Source organism: Hymenobacter koreensis (assembly GCF_039541855.1).
Taxonomy (GTDB): domain Bacteria; phylum Bacteroidota; class Bacteroidia; order Cytophagales; family Hymenobacteraceae; genus Solirubrum; species Solirubrum koreensis.
This window is the reverse complement of the sequence record NZ_BAABHA010000003.1, coordinates 101,603-118,783: the sequence shown is the minus strand read 5'-3', so window position 1 is coordinate 118,783 and position 17,181 is coordinate 101,603. Positions and strand designations below refer to the sequence as shown.

At 59.8% G+C, this 17,181-nt stretch carries 19 protein-coding genes; 10 read left to right on the top strand and 9 right to left on the bottom strand.

The window, feature by feature from the left end:
- Positions 1-301 precede the first annotated feature (301 nt).
- Complete coding sequence (locus ABD903_RS08870) at positions 302-1,015, top strand: hypothetical protein (RefSeq protein ID WP_345223371.1); 714 nt, start codon at positions 302-304, stop codon at positions 1,013-1,015.
- A complete protein-coding gene (locus ABD903_RS08865) occupies positions 1,016-1,927 on the top strand; it encodes a hypothetical protein (protein WP_345223369.1) in 912 nt (303 codons plus the stop codon).
- A gap of 142 nt (positions 1,928-2,069) precedes the next feature.
- Here ABD903_RS08865 and ABD903_RS08860 read toward each other — a convergent pair whose 3' ends face one another.
- A complete protein-coding gene (locus ABD903_RS08860; protein ID WP_345223367.1) occupies positions 2,070-2,663 on the bottom strand; it encodes a hypothetical protein in 594 nt (197 codons plus the stop codon).
- 291 nt (positions 2,664-2,954) lie between these two features.
- On the opposite strand from ABD903_RS08860, the gene ABD903_RS08855 reads away from it, so the two are divergent.
- On the top strand, positions 2,955-3,584 hold the full coding sequence (locus ABD903_RS08855) for a LysE family translocator (protein ID WP_345223365.1): 630 nt from the start codon (positions 2,955-2,957) through the stop codon (positions 3,582-3,584).
- A 115-nt stretch (positions 3,585-3,699) separates the two neighbouring features.
- Here the strand turns inward: ABD903_RS08855 and ABD903_RS08850 are convergent, their stop codons facing one another.
- Positions 3,700-4,431, bottom strand: a complete 732-nt coding sequence (locus ABD903_RS08850) for a hypothetical protein (RefSeq protein WP_345223364.1) — start codon at positions 4,429-4,431, stop codon at positions 3,700-3,702.
- Between the two features lie 178 nt (positions 4,432-4,609).
- On the opposite strand from ABD903_RS08850, the gene ABD903_RS08845 reads away from it, so the two are divergent.
- The 3 genes from ABD903_RS08845 (at position 4,610) to ABD903_RS08835 (ending at position 6,782) form a co-directional block, all read left to right on the top strand.
- Positions 4,610-5,005 carry a hypothetical protein gene (locus ABD903_RS08845; RefSeq protein ID WP_345223362.1) on the top strand — a complete coding sequence of 132 codons (396 nt, stop codon included), beginning with the start codon at positions 4,610-4,612 and terminating at the stop codon, positions 5,003-5,005.
- A 217-nt stretch (positions 5,006-5,222) separates the two neighbouring features.
- Entirely contained in the window at positions 5,223-5,549 is a 327-nt protein-coding gene (locus ABD903_RS08840) for a hypothetical protein (protein WP_345223360.1), read from the top strand.
- A gap of 192 nt (positions 5,550-5,741) precedes the next feature.
- Positions 5,742-6,782, top strand: a complete 1,041-nt coding sequence (locus ABD903_RS08835) for an RtcB family protein (RefSeq protein ID WP_345223358.1) — start codon at positions 5,742-5,744, stop codon at positions 6,780-6,782.
- Between the two features lie 84 nt (positions 6,783-6,866).
- Here the strand turns inward: ABD903_RS08835 and ABD903_RS08830 are convergent, their stop codons facing one another.
- From ABD903_RS08830 to ABD903_RS08805, 6 genes are all read right to left on the bottom strand, one after another.
- Entirely contained in the window at positions 6,867-7,319 is a 453-nt protein-coding gene (locus ABD903_RS08830; RefSeq protein WP_345223356.1) for a hypothetical protein, read from the bottom strand.
- A gap of 133 nt (positions 7,320-7,452) precedes the next feature.
- Positions 7,453-8,070 carry a recombinase family protein gene (locus ABD903_RS08825; protein WP_425555442.1) on the bottom strand — a complete coding sequence of 206 codons (618 nt, stop codon included), beginning with the start codon at positions 8,068-8,070 and terminating at the stop codon, positions 7,453-7,455.
- 164 nt (positions 8,071-8,234) lie between these two features.
- Positions 8,235-9,587, bottom strand: coding sequence for a Na+/H+ antiporter NhaA (gene nhaA, locus ABD903_RS08820; protein WP_345223355.1), 1,353 nt, complete (start codon positions 9,585-9,587; stop codon positions 8,235-8,237).
- Positions 9,588-9,782: 195 nt separating this feature from the next.
- Complete coding sequence (locus ABD903_RS08815) at positions 9,783-10,094, bottom strand: immunity 53 family protein (protein WP_345223353.1); 312 nt, start codon at positions 10,092-10,094, stop codon at positions 9,783-9,785.
- 106 nt (positions 10,095-10,200) lie between these two features.
- Positions 10,201-11,037 (bottom strand): relaxase/mobilization nuclease domain-containing protein, encoded by an 837-nt coding sequence (locus ABD903_RS08810; protein WP_345223351.1) that lies wholly within the window; start codon positions 11,035-11,037, stop codon positions 10,201-10,203.
- Complete coding sequence (locus tag ABD903_RS08805; RefSeq protein WP_345223349.1) at positions 11,034-11,354, bottom strand: plasmid mobilization protein; 321 nt, start codon at positions 11,352-11,354, stop codon at positions 11,034-11,036. The genes ABD903_RS08810 and ABD903_RS08805 overlap by 4 nt, the downstream gene beginning before the upstream one ends.
- Positions 11,355-12,090: 736 nt before the next feature.
- Between ABD903_RS08805 and ABD903_RS08800 the strand changes: the two genes are divergently transcribed.
- The 4 genes from ABD903_RS08800 to ABD903_RS08785 all read left to right on the top strand — a co-directional run bounded on the left by ABD903_RS08800 (position 12,091) and on the right by ABD903_RS08785 (position 16,350).
- A complete protein-coding gene (locus ABD903_RS08800; RefSeq protein ID WP_345223347.1) occupies positions 12,091-12,900 on the top strand; it encodes a ParA family protein in 810 nt (269 codons plus the stop codon).
- Positions 12,901-12,912: 12 nt separating this feature from the next.
- Positions 12,913-13,557: a hypothetical protein gene (locus ABD903_RS08795; protein WP_345223346.1), complete on the top strand. Its 645-nt coding sequence runs from the start codon at positions 12,913-12,915 to the stop codon at positions 13,555-13,557.
- Positions 13,558-13,684: 127 nt separating this feature from the next.
- Positions 13,685-15,553, top strand: coding sequence for a sensor histidine kinase (locus tag ABD903_RS08790; RefSeq protein WP_345223344.1), 1,869 nt, complete (start codon positions 13,685-13,687; stop codon positions 15,551-15,553).
- Positions 15,554-15,585: 32 nt separating this feature from the next.
- Complete coding sequence (locus tag ABD903_RS08785; RefSeq protein WP_345223342.1) at positions 15,586-16,350, top strand: LytR/AlgR family response regulator transcription factor; 765 nt, start codon at positions 15,586-15,588, stop codon at positions 16,348-16,350.
- A gap of 144 nt (positions 16,351-16,494) precedes the next feature.
- Here the strand turns inward: ABD903_RS08785 and ABD903_RS08780 are convergent, their stop codons facing one another.
- Positions 16,495-16,959 carry a hypothetical protein gene (locus ABD903_RS08780; RefSeq protein WP_345223340.1) on the bottom strand — a complete coding sequence of 155 codons (465 nt, stop codon included), beginning with the start codon at positions 16,957-16,959 and terminating at the stop codon, positions 16,495-16,497.
- Between the last annotated feature and the right edge of the window lie 222 nt (positions 16,960-17,181).

Below are 17,181 nucleotides of genomic sequence, written 5' to 3'. Positions count from 1 at the left end.
CGGTCTTGACCATGACAACGGCAGGCCGCTGATGCAGCCCCTGCCTACTGGTTTTGCCTCATTCACCGTTTGGCTAAACGACCCAAAAAGTCCTTTACTCGTCCTCAAATTAAACCAACGAGCTTAATTACCGCTGAACTCGTACGCAGAAAAGCAGTCGGGATGGCGGTATCCGAATTCTATATGGATATTGACCGGCCCGATAGTCGGTTTATCGTGGGACCACATTGTTAACCCAGGCCACGGGTGTACATAAAAACCCTCTGACGTGCAGTATACCCGCGGGATTACCCGATGAACGATGACCGTGTTTACCTTTCATCTTGCAAAACTTACCGTTAAGACTTCCATCAAAGCGTTATGGAGTCCTCCTGCGCCTGCCAATGTTCCGGGGCTGATCCATGCCGAATGCATGACGTCGATGACGCTGGGCTCGGCCATTTTCTCGCCCTCCCGGATGTTAATTCGGCACATGGCGGTGTTTGCGCAATGGGTGGACGAAGCAGCGGTTGACCGGTTTTTGCAACAGGATGATTTTGGTAAAACGCTGGCCACTGGATGGCATACCCGATTGGTGTACTTGCGACAGTGGGGAGCCATTGAGGGGTTTGTCGTGCCCACACACAGCCACGAGGTGGACGACCCGGAAGCGCCGGTGGTGGCCGTCACGGTTGCCAGGATGAGGCTTTTTCAAGTTCCCCGGTTTATTCGTTGGGGAAGACCCGTTGAAAAGTTAGTCCGCGACCATCCGGGGGCGTCTTTTGCCTTGGCCGCCATCCGGCTTCCCCGGACCGTGTCCACGTTCTCGGTGTGGAAGTCGCAAAAGGAAATGGTGGCCATGGTGTACGGCCGTAGCGCAGTCCCTCAGCCCAAGCGCCATGCCCATGCGATGCAAGAACGGGAAAGAAAAGATTTTCACTTTCAGTTTACCACCTTGCGCTTCAAACCAATTGCGGAACACGGGTCGTGGGAAGGCCGAACCAACATTATTCCGGGCTTGACACAAGGCAAATAAATGGGCTTCGCGTATCCCAAGCAGAAATTCCAAGATTGGTTTACGCAGCAGTGGGCCATTTTCTGGGGTACACGAATCGACCCCCGGGCCGTGCCGTGGTTGGTGGGGCCTTTGGGAAGCCTCGGGGTAATCGCCGATCATTTTGTTGAGAAGGTTGCGGAACAAGAAGGGTTGGTTGTCGAAAGAAACGCGACGGGCCAGGGTCTTATTCCCTCCATGAAGGAGCTGCAGCTGCCGGGGGCAGAATTCGCTCGTCTTTCGCCAGCAATCGTCGATTTTTACGAAAAAACCAGCCTTTACCGCTTGGCATTTCGTGTCCAGTGGAACCCCTTGTTTAAGGTTTTTGGGAAACTGGTCAATTACTTGTTCAGCCACCGAATCGGTCAATTAAACATTCCGTCGAATCGGGCGGAAAGTTCGGAGCAGATCACCAGTGAAATCATCACGCTTACAGACCCGGGAACCGGGAAGGTGAAATACACCGTCTGGTACCGGACCTTTAAATCAACCGGACAGGTGCTGTATTCCGGCGTGTATTCGACCTGTACGCTGCCATCCGGCGAGGTATGCGTGAAAGCGGTGTTTCCGCTGCCGAACGGAAACGCAACGGTGATATTGTCGCCGAGCGTAGGGCCCGAGGGCGGGCTTCGCCTGGCTTCTTCGGGAAAGAAATTTGGTGCCCCTGGGTTCTATTTCTTGCTTAAAGACGCCAACGGAAAGCTGTGGTCTCAATACGTACGCTCCTTTCGTGACCAGTTAGACGTCCGCTACCACGAAGGACACCTCATGGCTGAACAAACCCTAACGCTGTGGCACTGGCGCGTCCTCCGGTTTCAGTACACAATACATCTGGCTGGACAAGAGGCTGCCGCTAGTATTTCCCCCAAGTTAGACCGTGAAGGCCTTGGATAATACCGTTTAGGGCACCACCCTTTTCCTGAACTTCGCTTAACCCGGGACTTTCACGGCTGCTTATGCAGGCGCATGGCGTGGCACCTGTCAGCCAATGGCCTGTGTCCCGGGTTCAACTCCGTGTTCGGGCCCCGGCGGGGTTTTACCTGGTCGCTTTTCCCAGGCCCAGGTAGTGGAGGATTTCATCCCGGTTCATCAACCGGCGCGCGGCGAGGTCCACCGCCCAAACCCCGCCGCCGGCGAGGAGCACAAACTTGGACATGCCGTCGTCGAAATACAGGAAGTCCTTCTGCTGGGCGTAAGTTGCAACCAAGTAGGCGTCTGCCTGATCCACCAAAAAGATGTCGTTCTTGCGCGAGTTGTCCCGTGACGTTCGGTTCAACTTCACGAGCGAGACGATGGCGCCGTTCTTGGTTAAAAACCCGACCAAGTTATTGTTAACCCTCTCGTACGCCCCGCTTAACCCCGGTTGCGGAGGTGCGGTGGCCAGCAGGTCGCGATTGATGCTGACGGTGGGGATGGGTATGACACCGGCTGTTTTTCGCGCCTCGCCCTTCGACGTGAAATGCGTTTCCCCTTGGGCGGTTGAGCTCTCCATCCAATGGTCATCGGTTAAAAACAGCTTTAGCAACAGCCTGGCGTTTCTGGTGGCGTAATACGCCGAATCGTTAGCGGGCAGGCGTTGGCCTGCCACTTGCCCGTTGAACAACAGCGCCCACCCCTCCAGCAGAGCCAAGCAAACCCAGAAAGCAGTAGTCCTCCTCATTTCTTCGTTGGGGCGGTGCAGGGCTTGCCCGGGGCCTTTTCAAGGCCCCGGGCAAGCCGGTGTGTGATCGACGCGGAGGCAAAAAAGCAGCGCAGCAACGGCACGCACGACTCGCCTCAACCCGTTTATGCTCCTTGAATTTAGGAGAAAGACAGGAATAGTGTTAGGGATGCTTTACTCTGACCACCGTTTCGCTGAACCGACTGAACTTAGCTACCCTGTAGCGATGTATGGTAAACTTTCCTGATTCACTTATTCCCCATGGGCATTGATAACCTTTGGACCTTCCTGGTAGCGGCCTTGCTCTTTACCATGACCCCGGGCTTGGACACCATTTTTATCCTCAATAAGTCCCTGTCCCAGGGCAAGCAAGCGGGGTTCTACGCGACCCTTGGCATCAACACGGGCGTGTTGGTCCACACGCTGTTTGCGGCGTTGGGTTTATCCGTGCTCGTTGCTCAATCGGCCGTGGCCTTTTCGGTGGTGAAGTACGCCGGCGCCGCGTACCTGGTGTACCTGGGGGTTGCCAAGCTCCTCCGCCCGCAGCCTTTGCTGGAGGCAGCTGACCCCGGCCAGGTGCCACGCAGCGGCGCACAGGATTTCTTCTCCGGCGTCGTCACCAATGTGCTGAACCCCAAGGTGGCGCTCTTTTTCCTAGCCTTCTTTCCGCAGTTCATCCAGCCCCAAGCATTGACAAGTCCCTGGCCTTTTCTGCAGCTCGGCGGGCTGTATGCGGCCGTTGGGCTCGGTTGGTTTTCCATCCTGACGCTGTTTGCCTCGTATTTCTCGGCTCGGGTCGTGAACAGCCCCCACGCGAGCCGGTGGTTGAACCGGTTATCCGGGGTTGCCTTTCTCGCCATGGGCCTTAAACTGGCGTTGACCAAACGATAGGCGGGCAACGATACCGCTCGTTTTGCTAGAATTACCCTTTCGTTGAACCGGTAGGGCTTTGGAAACACGGCTTTGGGGTTGCTGGGCACCCCGGTCTACGAGGCCAGCCGCTTCTTCACCGCAGATCCGGCTCCATCCGAAAATTGAAGCCGTACAAGTAAGGACTTTGGGGCGCGGCATTCGGGTCCACCACCCAGGCAAATTGGTGGTTCCGCTTCGCGCGCACCAACACCCCCGCCAACCGAATCAACGGCCGCGTGCGCCCTCCCAGGGTTGGGGTCAAGTAGGCAAAGCCTTGCAGGCTGAAGGAGCAGACCCGGCCGTAGTCGCTGTCGAGTTGCCGAAAGCGGGGCTTGGCCCGTTGCCACGCGGCAACGCTGCCCCCCCAGGGGTTGCCCTTCGCGAGCAACGCGTCGTAGTCGCCCGCTTGCAGGAGCGGCAGGGCGCGTTTCAGCAAGGCCTCGCTCCGCTCCACGCGGGCCAAGTGGGCCAGGGGAAACTCGAACTGGCTGCTGGTCGTCTTTCCCTTGAGGGTGATGCGGACAAAGGCATGGGTTGCCCGGTGGCGGGGCGAGAGCTGCCGGTAGAACAGGTACGCGCAATTCGAGGCGGGCAGGTGCAGCGTCTGGAAGGACTGCTCCATCCGCTCCGCCATCCCGCCGGCCAACGTGATGCCGAAGTACCGGCCGTGGGGCCGGCCGGGGGCGGGCTGGGCCACGCCCTCGGCCACCGTGGCCGACCCAGCGCCGTAGAAGCGCCGGAGGGGCTCCACGCTCGGGGCTTCGGGGCCGCGGCAATTCGGCAGCGCGAGGGGCAACAAAAGCAAGACGACCAAGAAGGCGCGCATACCGGGCTTACGTGTGCGGGCAAAGGTACGTGCCTCGCGCCGGCTGCGGGGGTAAATCGGGTACAAGGCAAGACCTGCTTTCGCCCGGCTGCCTTCGCCTGCGGGGGTGTACTTTGGGACCCCTTCTAGTAAGCACAAGCAGTAATTCCTTTTAGAAAAGCCGAACGACCCGAACGCAATGGATACACCCCTTGAGGGACGCGAATACGCACAGATGGAGCAAGCCTTGTTCATCGACTTGATTCGCTCTGCCCCGTCAGGGGCTGATTTGGTCATCACACCGGATTCCTGGGACGGCTTGCCGGCCCTCTTTGGGGAACGGCTGACCACAGTCGTGGCAGGCAACAGCGAGGAGTGGGTAGTGGCGCTTACCCCGCAAAACCGCAATTTCTTGGTGGCCCAGGCCCTGGAAGACGAGGTGTACGGCAAGTTCGTGCACTTCTACATTGTCGCAGCCGGCAAAGAGATTGTCAGCTCGTACGACCACATGGCCTGCCTGATTCTGGACCCGAATTTTCCGGATTACCGCCGCATAGTAGCTGAGTACGCCCCACTGGGCGACATCATAGGTTAACGCTCGTTTCGCGAGTCGGACCGTTTGGCTGAACATCATGCGTTATATGCAAGGGGCGTAGTAGACTGGGCGAAAGCATTCAACACCCGATCCCTACTTTAGGGCCATGAGGTACCGGTTTGCGTGGCTGTGGCTGCTGTGGTCTTTTGCGAGTTGTCGACCGGCCCCGCCACGGCCTCCGTTGCTGGGGCATTGGCGGTTTCAACAACAAGATCAGGTGCACTACCGACCCGACGGCACCGTGTTGGAGGCCAGCACGCACCGACCGCCGCAGGCCCAGTACCGCGCCCTGGACATCACGGCCCGCGAAATGGTCTACCACCACGTGCTCGGAGACCGGTCTTTTCCCGGCGACAGCACCTACACCGTGACCCGTTCGTATACCCGCCAGGACACCATCCTCTGGGTGGTGCCCTTTCCCGGGATAGAAGCCGGGCCCGTGTTCATTCACCGCTTGACGGACCAGCACCTGACGTTGCGCGTGGCCCAGGAACGCGTGCCCGGGGCACCGTACAGCGTGCGGCGCTTGTCCTTTACCCGGTAACGGTCTTGACCATGACAACGGCAGGCCGCTGATGCAGCCCCTGCCTACTGGTTTTGCCTCATTCACCCTTTATACAAACTATTATAATCTACTACCTTTGTGGTGGCCTATGCTAAGGCCCCTTCTCGCGCGCCCTTCTTGCGGCTGCTCCCCGGCGCGCGTCCCTGTCATTTACTGGTAACCCAGACCCCCGTGAAAACTAGTTATTTTACGGATCGTAGCGGCGTGGAGCAGCACGCGCTACAGTCCCTGCTCGCCTTCGAGCAACAAGAAACCATCGGCCGGATGGCCGTTTTTCCCGATATCCACTACTGCTCCGAACGCTCCATCCCCGTGGGGGTGGCGTTTGCCACCACCGATGTGTTTTATCCCCTGGTGACGGGCAAGGACATGGGCTGCGGGGTGGCCTACCTGCGCATCCCCCGGCGGGACGTGTTGCGCCCCTTCGAGAAAGGCAAACACTACCGGGCCCTGGAACGCGAAGTCCACGCCATGACCGACGAAGGCCTGGGCGGGGGCAACCACTTCCTCTCGCTGGAAGCCTCCGAGGAGTATCTCTATGTGCTCGTGCACACGGGCAGCCGCAACCTGGGCATTTACATGTACCAGCAGAACCGCGCCCTGTTGCAACAGCACAACCCCGGTCAGGACTGGCTGCCCCGGGAGCTGGCCACGCCGGCCTATGTAAACGAATACGAGCGGGTGCTGGCCTACGCGGCGAGCCGCCGGCAGGCGTTCGTGTCTAAAACCTACGACTTCCTGCTGCGCAATCAGTACGTGGCCGCCGGCACCCCGGTGTATGCGGACAGCTGCCACAACCTGCTGGAATTTCATCCGCACCAGGTGATCCACCGCAAGGGCAGCACGCAGTTGGCAGCGGAGCGCGAAGTGGTGATTCCGCTCTCCATGAGCCGGGGTTCGCTCATCGTCAAGCCCAACCGCTGGGACCCCTCGCTGGAGCACGCGCTCTGGAGCTGCTCCCACGGGGCCGGCCGGGTCTTGAGCCGCACCGATACGCTCAAGCACTGGCACTCGCTCAAAAGAGCCGAGAAGGATGCCTACCGCCAGCGCTTCCCGGAGTTGCTGAATCGGCAAGGCGACTTTGAGAGCAGCATCCTGCAGGAGTTCGACTTTGCCTACAAGGACGCGACAGCGTTGCTGGCCACGCAACCCTTCCTCATTTGCTGTGACCAGACCCAACCACTGGTAACGGTGAAATTTACGGGAGTCTAGCCGCTGTTTCTTGGAAGCGAAAACGCGATAGGTTTCGCTTCCAAGAAGCCAAGCGGGTGATAGTTTGTCCGAATCACCGTTTTCCTAAACTTTCCTCAGCCTATTCGGACGTTTGCCCGGGCGAATCAATTCACCCCCTGTTCGCCACAATTTAAGGCTGTACACCGCCCCATAACTCGCCATCAAGAGTAGTAAAAAACGGGAAATCAGTTCGCCACGCATGGTTTCGCCCTCCGGCAAAAAGATGTCGGGGTATCGGCCCCAGTGGCGCAAGAGAACGGTCTGCCCGACAACGGCCGCTTCTAAATCTTTGCGCGCCACCCGAATCGAATACGCCCGTTCTTGGTAGCGAAAATCCAGGTAGTAAAGGGTCTTGCCTAGGTGCGTCTGCGCCAAACGCGTCACCTGCACCCCAACCAGTTCACCCTGCCGTGCCACCTCGTGCTTCCGGTACATTTTGGGTGCGGTATAGAGCATCAGGCCCACGAAGTACAGGCCGATAAAGAACATAATGGCCCAAACGTTAAGGTAACGCATCTAGCTTAGCAATGAGGGCAAATGCGTTTGCGCCGGGCTAGTGGCCACACTCGATTTCGCAAGAACGCCGAGTAGTAAAGGTAACCATGCCGGCAAAACAGACACCACGTTGTTCACTATTCCGCTCCTTTCGCTAAATGGAAACGTCTGCCACCGGTTTCAGGGCCTTGCGGTGGGGATAGACGGGCACGCCGCGGTGGCGCAGGTACTTGTAAAAGGTGGCCTTGGAGATACGCAGGCTGCGGGCCATGTCGTCGACGCTCAGCTGCTGGGCCCGGTAGAGCGTTTCGGCGGCCACGGCCGTGCGCTGAGCTTGCTCCGACAACCCGGGCTTGCGCCCGCCCACGCGGCCCCGGGCGCGGGCTGCCGCCAGCCCGGCGCAGGTGCGTTCGCGGATGAGCTCGCGCTCGAATTCGGCCAGCGAGGCGAACAGGTTCAACACCAAACGCCCTTGGGCCGAGTGGGTGTTAATCGCATCCGTCAAGGAGACCAGGCCTACCTCGCGGCGCTGCAGGTCGGCCACCAGGTCCAGCAGGTGCTTGAGCGAGCGGCCCAGCCGGTCGAGCTTGTAGATGTAGACCGTGTCGCCCGGGCGCAACTGGGCCAGCAGCTTGTCGAGTTCGACCCGGGCGGCCAACGCCCCGGAGGCTTTCTCTTGGTAAATGAGCGTGCACCCGGCCTGCGTCAAGGCGTCGAGTTGCAGTTCGAGGTTCTGGTCGCGGGTCGAGACCCGGGCGTAGCCAATCTTCATACTTTGGGAGTTTAGGGAACTCGTCCCAAAGTAGCGTTTCGTGAACTTTGAAAGGTGAACGGGTTTCGTAAACTCGAGTAGCCCGGTTTTTAATCACTGTCGGGCTTCGCCTGTGTTAGCGGGCGCCTCGTTTCTTCGTTCACGCAAAGGAGCATTAAACCAATTTAAATCCGGGTGCCTACCTGCTCTTTTCCTTCAATGGCTTCCTGATTCGTATCAGGAGCCATGCGCAGCAACGCATAGCCCAGCAGGCCCGCACTAAGGGAGGCGACCAGAATAGCCAGCTTGGCCACGTCGGCCCCACCCGAGGCCTCGCCTAGTGCGAGCAGGGTGATGAAGATGGACATCGTAAAGCCGATGCCCCCCAGCAGGCCCGCGCCCCACACGTGCCGCCAGCGCACCCCGGGTGGCAGCGTGGCCCAGCCCAGGCGCACGCTCAGCCACGACAGGCCCGCGATGCCCAGGGGCTTGCCCACCACCAGCCCGGCCAGGATGCCTAGGCCCAAGGGCGAGAGCAAGCCCCGCACCGCCGCCGGCGCAATCACCAGGCTCGTGTTGGCAAAGGCAAAGAGGGGAATGATGCCGAAGGCCACCAGCGTGTGCAGCTGCTGCTCCAGCCGCTGGGCCGGGGAGCTGCTGCTCAAATACAGGTATTCCAGCTCCTCGCTGATGGTGCGCGGGTCGGCGTCGACGGCATGCAGCTCGTGGCGCAGCAGGGCCAGCCGCTCGTCGACGCGGTGCAGCAGCTCCGGGCGGGAGTACGGGATGCGGAAGGGAATGGCGACCGCCAGCATGACGCCCGCCAGCGTAGCGTGAATGCCCGATTCGAGCATGAAGTACCAGAGCACCGCCCCCAAGGGCAGATAGGCCCAGAGGCTGCGCACGCCCAGCTTATTGAAGGCCAGCAATACGCCCCAAGTACCCAGGGCCCCGTACAAGGCATGCAGATGCAGCTCGGTGGTGTAGAAGCCGGCGATGACGAACACCGCGCCCAAATCGTCTACGATGGCCAGGGCCGTGAGAAATACTTTCAACGCCAGCGGCACCCGGGGCCCCAGCAGCTGCAACACGGCCAGGGCAAAGGCAATGTCGGTGGCCATGGGAATGCCCCAACCGCCGGCCGTGGGCGTGCCCCGGTTGAAAAGCGCGAAGAGCAGCGCCGGCACCAGCATGCCGCCGAGTGCCCCCGCGATGGGCAGGGCTGCCTGACGCCAAGAGGACAGCTCGCCTTCCATAACCTCGCGCTTGATTTCCAGGCCCACGATGAGGAAGAACACGGCCATCAGCCCGTCGTTGATCCAGTGCAGCAGGCTGTGGTCAAGCACGAGCCCGCCCACGGCCACGCGCAGGTGGGTGTCCCACACGGCGGGAAAATAGCGCGCCACGCCCCAGTCCACATTGGCCAAGACCAGCGCGAGTACGGCACTGCCCATCAGCACGATGCCGCTGGCGGCCTCGCGCCGAAAAAACTCGGTGAACGGACGCACCAGCGGGCGGACGATATCAGATACTGCCATGAGAGGGGTGATGGGAGGCCAGACCAGCGCCGGCACCCGGGTTAAACAGGACGCGACCGACGGGAAGGCCGGCACAGCCCTCTACCTACGCAGCAGCGCCTAGAACGTCTAGTTAGGCATCCACCCGGTGGGCGGCCAGTGGCTCGTTGGCATGCGGTTGTGTTCAGCAGAAGGGTCCGATAAGCGAGAGGAGCCTTAACCTTGAGAGGCGGAAGGAACGCCGTTTTCGATCAGGTTTCGAAACACGCGTAAAATGTGTTCCAACTTGGTTGGGTCGCCAGAACCCACAAACAAACCATCTTCCAAGAGATACCCGTACCAATCGTTTTCGGATCGGTAGAACTTGGTGAAGGGAATCTGGACCTCTTCCAACGGGGTGTCCGACACGCTAATTTCCACGCTCCAGCCCGGGTTGCTGACGGAGAGCAATTTGATGCCTTCCCGGAACTCCCATTCCCCGTCGCACCGGGCCAGGTACCAGGTTTGCAACCACGTCAGTGTTTCCATCCTTACAAAATAAGTAGGGGTAGCCAGAACGGGAGATACCGCCCTTTTGGGAGCAAGCTACGAAACAGCCTACCCATGCATTAGGAGGCGTTCAGGAAAACGGTCGTTATTTCAGCTTTCGTCTTATTAGTTTCTTGTCTAAAGTATCAGCAAGTTTATGCTGTGCGGCATCTTCTGTCAACAAAGCGTTTATTGCTTGCCTGGTCAACGTGTCACGTAATTGGGCAGCCTTGAACCCAACTTCCTGACCCTTTACTCCTACCCCATCTAGTTCAAAGCTGACCCCGCGCAGGGTGCCACCCTTGTCGTGGGTGTAACGCACACTTATCCGCTGTTTGTGCAACTGCGCGGCCAGCCACTCCTCCCCTCCCCTATCGGCTTGGCTTAAAATCTGCTTCACCGCTTGGCTTACCCGCTCCCGGACGGCTTCCTTTCGGGGATCCAAATCTTTAATGCTGCGGCGCCGCTCCGGAATGGGCTGCATCCCCAGCTCTTGGCTTATCTGCTTGGTGATAGCCGGCTGTCGGTAGAAATTATTGTCCGTCCGCAGGGCTGGGCCGCCGTGAATCGGCACCCGGTTGATGTAGATGTGCACGTGGGCGTGCTTTTTGTCGCGGTGCTCATATACGACTACCTGGTGGCGGGCAATCGGCGCCCCTATCAGCTCACAGTAGCGCTGGGCCGCCGCGACCTTTTGCTGCTGACTCACCTCCTCCCCTTCCTTCCAGGAGAGCACCGTATGCCATACCGGCTTCTGCACTTTCCGGCTCCGGTTGGCGATGTATTTCATCTCCTGAGCCATCTCGGCAGGGCTGCCAGGTATGACGTTGGACACGACCAACAGCGGAGCCTCCCCGGGTTCCTTTCCTTTGCCCCGCCGCTGCCCCGCCCCGTACGTCAGGGCACCCTCGAAGTCGCTGCCCGTGGTGGTTTTCGCTATCATACCAGGTAGCCCCGAATGATGGAAAGAGCTTGCACAAGTTGCGCCTCGTGGTTGGGGAAAGTCTTACCAGCTTGTGCCAGGCGAGCAATCTGATTTAAGTTGGTGCCAATTCCCACCAGTTGCCGCCGCAGTTCTGCCGGCAGTACTTCCTTGACTTCGGCACCCATTCCAAGCACCCGCAAATAATCGGACACCTTCCTAAATCCTGCTGCCTTAGCTCTGGCCTCAATGGCTGTTTTCTCGTCGGCAGTCACGCGAAAATGAATCTGCTGGTCGCGGTTCGGCTCGGCCGCTTCTGGCTTTACTTCGTCGGTCATATTCCCTCTGGTTGATTTCTGGGCTAACCTACGTCTAAATTCAAATGAAGGGTATTTCCAGTCGTCTGCTTTAGCAAGCCAAGCCCGGTGAGCCTGCGAATCGGGCGGTGTTATTGGCGGACGCAAACGCAGTTCGTGTACACAATGACATGGCTTGCTGGTCGTTGAACGAGGCATCAGAACGAGACCGTTGAACAGTCGTTGAACGAAGCTAAGGCTAGGCAATCTATTGCTTCACTGCTTCAAAACTTCATTGCTTCATTGAAGCACAAGCATGGCAGATATTATCAGGAAATAGCAATGGTGAGCAGCGCGATTGAAAACGTCGTTGGGCACCCTTCATTCCTGCTTCAATACATCGGCGCTTCATTGCTTCACTGCTTCATACAAAGCAAGAAGAAATACGTTTGTCAGACCCACCCAACTACGCTTCATTGCTTCAAAGCTTCTCTGCTTCAAAGCTTCTTGATGTATGTACAATTAACTGGCTGCATAAGGCTTCTACGCATCATTGCTCAATGCTTCATTGAAGCGGTACTTCAGCGCTTCTAGTTCTTCTTGCTTCATTGCTTCGTAGTTTCATTGCTTCGGTGTACTTTTGAAGCGTTGCTTCTTTGCTTCGCCACGTCAGGCAAATGATGATGCAACGAAGCATTGCATCGGTGCTTCGTTGAAGCATTGAAGCAGCGATGCACATTCTCTCAGAAACCTAACGTCTTCAACCGCTCTTCTCTTTATGAATAAACCCCGTGTAATTGCCTTCGCGACTCAGAAAGGAGGGGCGGGCAAGTCGACCATTGGGACGCATGTCGCCTCGGCGCTTTGCTACCTCTACGGCTATAAGGTGGCCATGCTCGACTGCGACTACCCGCAGAATACCCTGCATGCCTACCGCAACCACGAGCAGCAGCTGCTGCAGTCAGACGTGGCCTTTCAGGAGCGGCTCATCAAGCAGGGCGTCACCCCGTATCCCATCGCCATTTCCAGCATGGAAAAGGCCGTGGAGGCCATTGACACGCTAGCTGAGAAAGAGTACGACTTCATCCTGGTGGACACACCCGGTACGGTAAACGTCTCGGGCCTGAGCGAGCTGCTGGAGCGGGTGGACTACATTTTCCTGCCCATGGAGCCGGACATGGGCACCATTGCATCCACGATGTCCTACATGCATATCCTGGGCAACTTCACCCAGGCGCAGCGGCCCGAATCCAACCTGGTGGGCTTTTATGCCTTCTGGAACAAGTTTCTCAAGGCCGAGAAGCGCACGGTCTACACCAAGACCGCGGAGCTGTTCCGCGAGAAAGGCTACCCGCTGCTCAACAGCCGGGTGGAGTCCCTGGTCAGCATCAAGGACAAACGCTCCACGATGTTCCCCATGCCCGAAAAGGAGCTGAGCAAGCTGGGGCTGGGCAACCTAATTACCGAGATTCTGACGCTGGTGGTCGGCCAGGGCACGGTGACGCCCTCGGGCAAGCGCCTGGAATTCGCCCCAATAGAATTCGAGCAGCCCACGCCCGCCACCACCCTCGACGGCAACGCCAAATAACCTCCTTCCATCATGGCCAAGAAAACACCAGAATCGAAAGAAGAAGCCGCTGCCCGGCGCCAGCGCGAACTAGCAGCCCTTACTTCGGGCGTCGCGGCGTTCAGCCTCATGGGAGGGCCGCCAGCCCCAGCGCCGGTGGAAGCCCCGGCCGCACCAGCGGCCCCAGCCCCGGCGGCTACGCCGGCGCCGGAACCGGCACTGCAACCAGCGGGAAAGAAAGCAGCGGCTCCGCCGGCAGTGGAAACTCCTGCCCAGGATAAAGCCGCGTCAACCACGGCGCCGGCGAAGAGGGTAGGAGAGGAGCCCGTTGCTTCCCTTAAGGCAGTATCCGCCCCGGCACAGGGAGATACCGAGCCGGAGGCCGATGAGGACCCGGAGCAGGATGCTCCCGAAGTGGAGGCCGCAACATCTACCGAACCCGGCGAGCTGGACCTGGCCCGGCTGTTTGTGCCATCCAGTGAAAAGAAGGGCACCACGCTGCGCATCACGGCCGACCACCAGCAGTTCTTCACCAACATGGGCTTTCTGCTCGGCAACGGCGCTTCCGCCCCGGACATCATCCACAACATCCTGACCCGCTTCCGGGCCGACCACGAGGCCCAGATTCAGAAGGCGATGAAAAAGCAGCTGCGCCAGCTGATGACGCCCAAAAAGTAAACCTGCCGCTACCTGATTTTATTGCAAGGCCCGCTGCCCCGGCGCGGGCCTTGCTTATTAAGGCCTTTCCATTCCCGGCATCCTGGTTTACCGGCAGGGTAGGGGAGGGGCTTTATCGCTACCCAATATGTTTCCCGTTCGTGTTCTTGATGGCCGTAAGCTGCTGGCCGGCCTGACACTGGTGTGCTATAACACCGTGACCCAGGCGGAAACGCTGCCCTCCCCAGACCCGCAGGCCCGCAGCCAGGTGACCCTTGATTCCTTGCGGGGCCTGCTCCGGCAGCCGGGCCTTGCGGACTCGACCCGATTTCACCACTTAGGGGCGCTGCGGGACGCGTTGTTTGCCCAGGGCGCCCCGGATGCCCGCCGGGTAGGCGAGCAAGCCGTTGCGCTGGCCATCCGCCGGCGCGACTGGCCGGGTGCGGCCGATGCGCTGTACCAGCTGGTCGTCTCCTGCGAGCGGGGCAGCGACTACGTGGGGGCCACCAAGTACAGCCAGCAGGGCGCGGAGTTGGCCCGGGCGCACCAGCTGCCCGATCGGTGGCGCTTCACCCAGTGCCAGGGTTTGGTGGCAGTCGACACCAAGGACGTGGCCGGCGGACTCAAGTACCTGCGGCTGGCCTTGCGCCAGCAGGATGCCATTCCTACGGTTGGGCCCAAGGAGCGGGGCGGCCTGCTGCTCAACCTGGCCAATACGCTGCTGGTCCTGCAGCAGTACGACTCCGTGCTGCACTACGCGGCCCGGGCGCTGACCTACATGCAGCGGGCCGGCGACGCCCGCGGCCAGGGCTACGCCTACCAGTTCAAAGGCGAAGTGTACGCCCTGCTAGAGCCGCAGACGCCGGCCCGGCTGGACTCGGCGGCCGTGAACATGCGCCGGGCCCTGCAGATCATGCAGCGCCACGACTTCAAGCCCCAGGCGGCGGCCTCCGCCCTGGCCCTGGCCCGCACCTACCGGCGGCAGGGCCGACCCGAAGCCTCCCAGCAGGCAGCGGAGCTGGCCCTGGGTTTGGCGCGGCAAATCGGCACGGCCGAGTACGAGGCCGACGCGCTGGCAAGCCTGGCCTGGGCGCAGGCCGACCTGGGCGACGTGAGGCGCTCCATCGAGCTGGATAACCAAGCCATGAACCTGCGCGACTCGGTCTTCAGCAAGGACAAGGCGCAGGCCCTGGCCGCATTGCAGGTTGAGCAGGATGTGAAGCTGTTGCAGCAGCAGACCCGGGCCGCCGAATCCGAGCAGCGCACCCAGCGTGCCCGGCTGCAGTCCCTGCTCTTGCTGCTGGGTGGGCTCACGGCCACGCTGGGCGTGGGCAGCTGGCTTCACTGGCGGCTGCGGCGGCAGAAAGCGCTGCTGGCCGTAGCTAACGAGGCCAACCGCCAATCGGCGGCCGAGAAGGAGGTGCTCCTGCAGGAGATTCACCACCGGGTGAAAAACAACCTGCAGCTGGTCAGCAGCCTTCTGGCCTGGCAAAGCAGCGTGCTGCCCGACCCGGCGTTGACGGCGGCGCTGGCCGGCAGTCAGGCGCGCATTCAGAGCATGGCCCTGGTCCATGAATTCCTGTACCGGGCCGACAACCTGGCCCAGGTGCGCATGGATGACTACCTCGCGCAGCTGCTTGAGTCGCTGCATACTTCCCTCAATTCACCCGAGTTCCCCGTGCAGCTCAGCACCAACCTGCAGCCCCTGGTACTGGGGGCCCGGGAGGCCACTTCTTTCGGGCTGATGGTAAACGAATTGGTCAGCAATGCGTACAAGCACGCTTTTCGGGGGCCCGGGCCGGGCCGTTTGCACGTTCCCCTTTCCTCAAGTCCCACCGGTTTTGAGCTGCGCGTCATCGACAACGGCGTCGGCTTGCCGGCCGAGGGGGGAGGGGAGGCCGCTTCCCGCTCGCTCGGGCTGCAGCTCGTGCGCCGGCTCGCCAGGCAGTTGAACGCAACGGTGACGGCCTCGGCTTCCGAACCCACCGGCACCCGCATGGAGGTTACCCGCAACTGAGTCGGGGCCCGGCGGGAGTCAAACGCTACGCTATGGCTACTATCCTGATTGTGGAGGACGAACTACTGATTGCGGACGAAATACAGCGGGCCCTCGTGCGCCTGGGTCACACGCCGCTCGAACCCGTCGACAGCAGTGACGAAGCCCTGCAGGTGCTGGCCCGGCAAGCTGTGGAGCTGGTCTTGATGGACATCAACATCGCCGGCGACTGCGACGGCATCGCCGCGGCCCTGCTCGTGCGTCGGCAGTTTGCCGTGCCCGTGGTGTTTCTCACGGCCCGCTCCGACTCGGCTACCCTCAACCGCGCCAAGCTGGCCCAGCCCTATGGCTACCTGGTCAAGCCCTTCACCGATGATTCCCTGCGGGCCCAGATTGAGCTGGCCCTTTACAATGCCTACCAGGCCGGGCCCGCCGGTCCGGTAATGGACCTGGCCGCGGCCGGTGGGGATGAGGTGCTCGGTGCCGCCGAGCGCTGCCCCAAGTTCAAGGAGTACCTGTTCGTGCGCAAAGGCTCGGGTCACGTCAAGGTGCTGCTCAGGGACATTCTTTATTTCGAGGCCCTGCAGAATTACGTGCGCCTGCACACAGTCAAGGAAAACTTTGTGTTCGACTCCACGCTCAAGGAGCTGGAGCAGAAGCTGCCCGACCAGTTCTTGAAGACCCACCGCTCCCACATCGTCAACCTCGACCACGTGCAGGCCTACGAGGAAAGCAGCGTGCTGCTGGGCAAGGATTACATCCCGGTTAGCCGTTCCTGCAAAGAGGAGTTCAAAAACCGCATTCATTTAGTGGGGTGAACTCCTACGGGTCCCGATTTGCGTGCAAGGACAACTCGCCTGGCCAACCCCGTAAGGTTGGCCAAGGCTCGATTAATGTACGCCTGTGGGCGATGACTTCCGGAAGAAGAACCCAAACCCCAACCGAAGTAATTACCGCCGAGCTTAGTGTTTGTAGGTGTAAAAGTAACGGCGCATGATGTTCCCGGATCTTTGCTCGAAGCTGATCTTCAGTTGCTCTTTTGTAAGTCCATCCACGCGAAAGTCAGCGGGTGGACTGCCCGTCTGTGTAAAAGTCAACTTCTTTTCGTCCGCGCTCAGACTCCAAGTACCCGTCAACGTTCGAGGCGGCTCGCCGTTGTCCAAACATCCATCCAGGGCGCTAAAGGTATCGGGGTAATCTAGTTTGATATATTCCTCCGCGCAGAAGTCCACGTTCATAACAGTTGTTGTTCCACCACCGACTGGCGTAGACTCGGCTGTTAAAAGAACGGGCAGCCATTTGCCGGCCGCCAGCAGCTCTTTCGTGGAGGCGGGTTGTTGCTCGTCCTTCTTGCAGGAGCAAAGGCTGCCGAAGATCAGCAAGCACCATAGCGCAACGCCTGAAGCACGCGAAAAGATGTAATACATGATAAGAGAGGGTTTAAAGTGATTACAAAGTACCCGCAAATATTTATTATGCAACTAGTATAGTTTAGCGGCGATCTTCCTATCATTGCGCTGCTTACCTGCTTGCATTACCCCTGCTTTCCCGCAAAGCAGGCGGCTCCCGCTCCTTCCCCTTACACACCTTGTTTGCGGCTAACAGTACCCGACTGGAAAATCCAGTCGCGGCTACCTATTGCTTGCGCA

Coding starts and splice junctions, on each gene's coding strand:
- ABD903_RS08870 (WP_345223371.1), top strand. CDS start 302: ATGACCGTGTTTACCTTTCATCTTGCAAAACTTACCGTTAAGACTTCC.
- ABD903_RS08865 (WP_345223369.1), top strand. CDS start 1,016: ATGGGCTTCGCGTATCCCAAGCAGAAATTCCAAGATTGGTTTACGCAG.
- ABD903_RS08855 (WP_345223365.1), top strand. CDS start 2,955: ATGGGCATTGATAACCTTTGGACCTTCCTGGTAGCGGCCTTGCTCTTT.
- ABD903_RS08850 (WP_345223364.1), bottom strand. CDS start 4,431: ATGCGCGCCTTCTTGGTCGTCTTGCTTTTGTTGCCCCTCGCGCTGCCG.
- ABD903_RS08845 (WP_345223362.1), top strand. CDS start 4,610: ATGGATACACCCCTTGAGGGACGCGAATACGCACAGATGGAGCAAGCC.
- ABD903_RS08830 (WP_345223356.1), bottom strand. CDS start 7,319: ATGCGTTACCTTAACGTTTGGGCCATTATGTTCTTTATCGGCCTGTAC.
- ABD903_RS08825 (WP_425555442.1), bottom strand. CDS start 8,070: ATGAAGATTGGCTACGCCCGGGTCTCGACCCGCGACCAGAACCTCGAA.
- nhaA (WP_345223355.1), bottom strand. CDS start 9,587: ATGGCAGTATCTGATATCGTCCGCCCGCTGGTGCGTCCGTTCACCGAG.
- ABD903_RS08815 (WP_345223353.1), bottom strand. CDS start 10,094: ATGGAAACACTGACGTGGTTGCAAACCTGGTACCTGGCCCGGTGCGAC.
- ABD903_RS08810 (WP_345223351.1), bottom strand. CDS start 11,037: ATGATAGCGAAAACCACCACGGGCAGCGACTTCGAGGGTGCCCTGACG.
- ABD903_RS08805 (WP_345223349.1), bottom strand. CDS start 11,354: ATGACCGACGAAGTAAAGCCAGAAGCGGCCGAGCCGAACCGCGACCAG.
- ABD903_RS08800 (WP_345223347.1), top strand. CDS start 12,091: ATGAATAAACCCCGTGTAATTGCCTTCGCGACTCAGAAAGGAGGGGCG.
- ABD903_RS08795 (WP_345223346.1), top strand. CDS start 12,913: ATGGCCAAGAAAACACCAGAATCGAAAGAAGAAGCCGCTGCCCGGCGC.
- ABD903_RS08790 (WP_345223344.1), top strand. CDS start 13,685: ATGTTTCCCGTTCGTGTTCTTGATGGCCGTAAGCTGCTGGCCGGCCTG.
- ABD903_RS08785 (WP_345223342.1), top strand. CDS start 15,586: ATGGCTACTATCCTGATTGTGGAGGACGAACTACTGATTGCGGACGAA.
- ABD903_RS08780 (WP_345223340.1), bottom strand. CDS start 16,959: ATGTATTACATCTTTTCGCGTGCTTCAGGCGTTGCGCTATGGTGCTTG.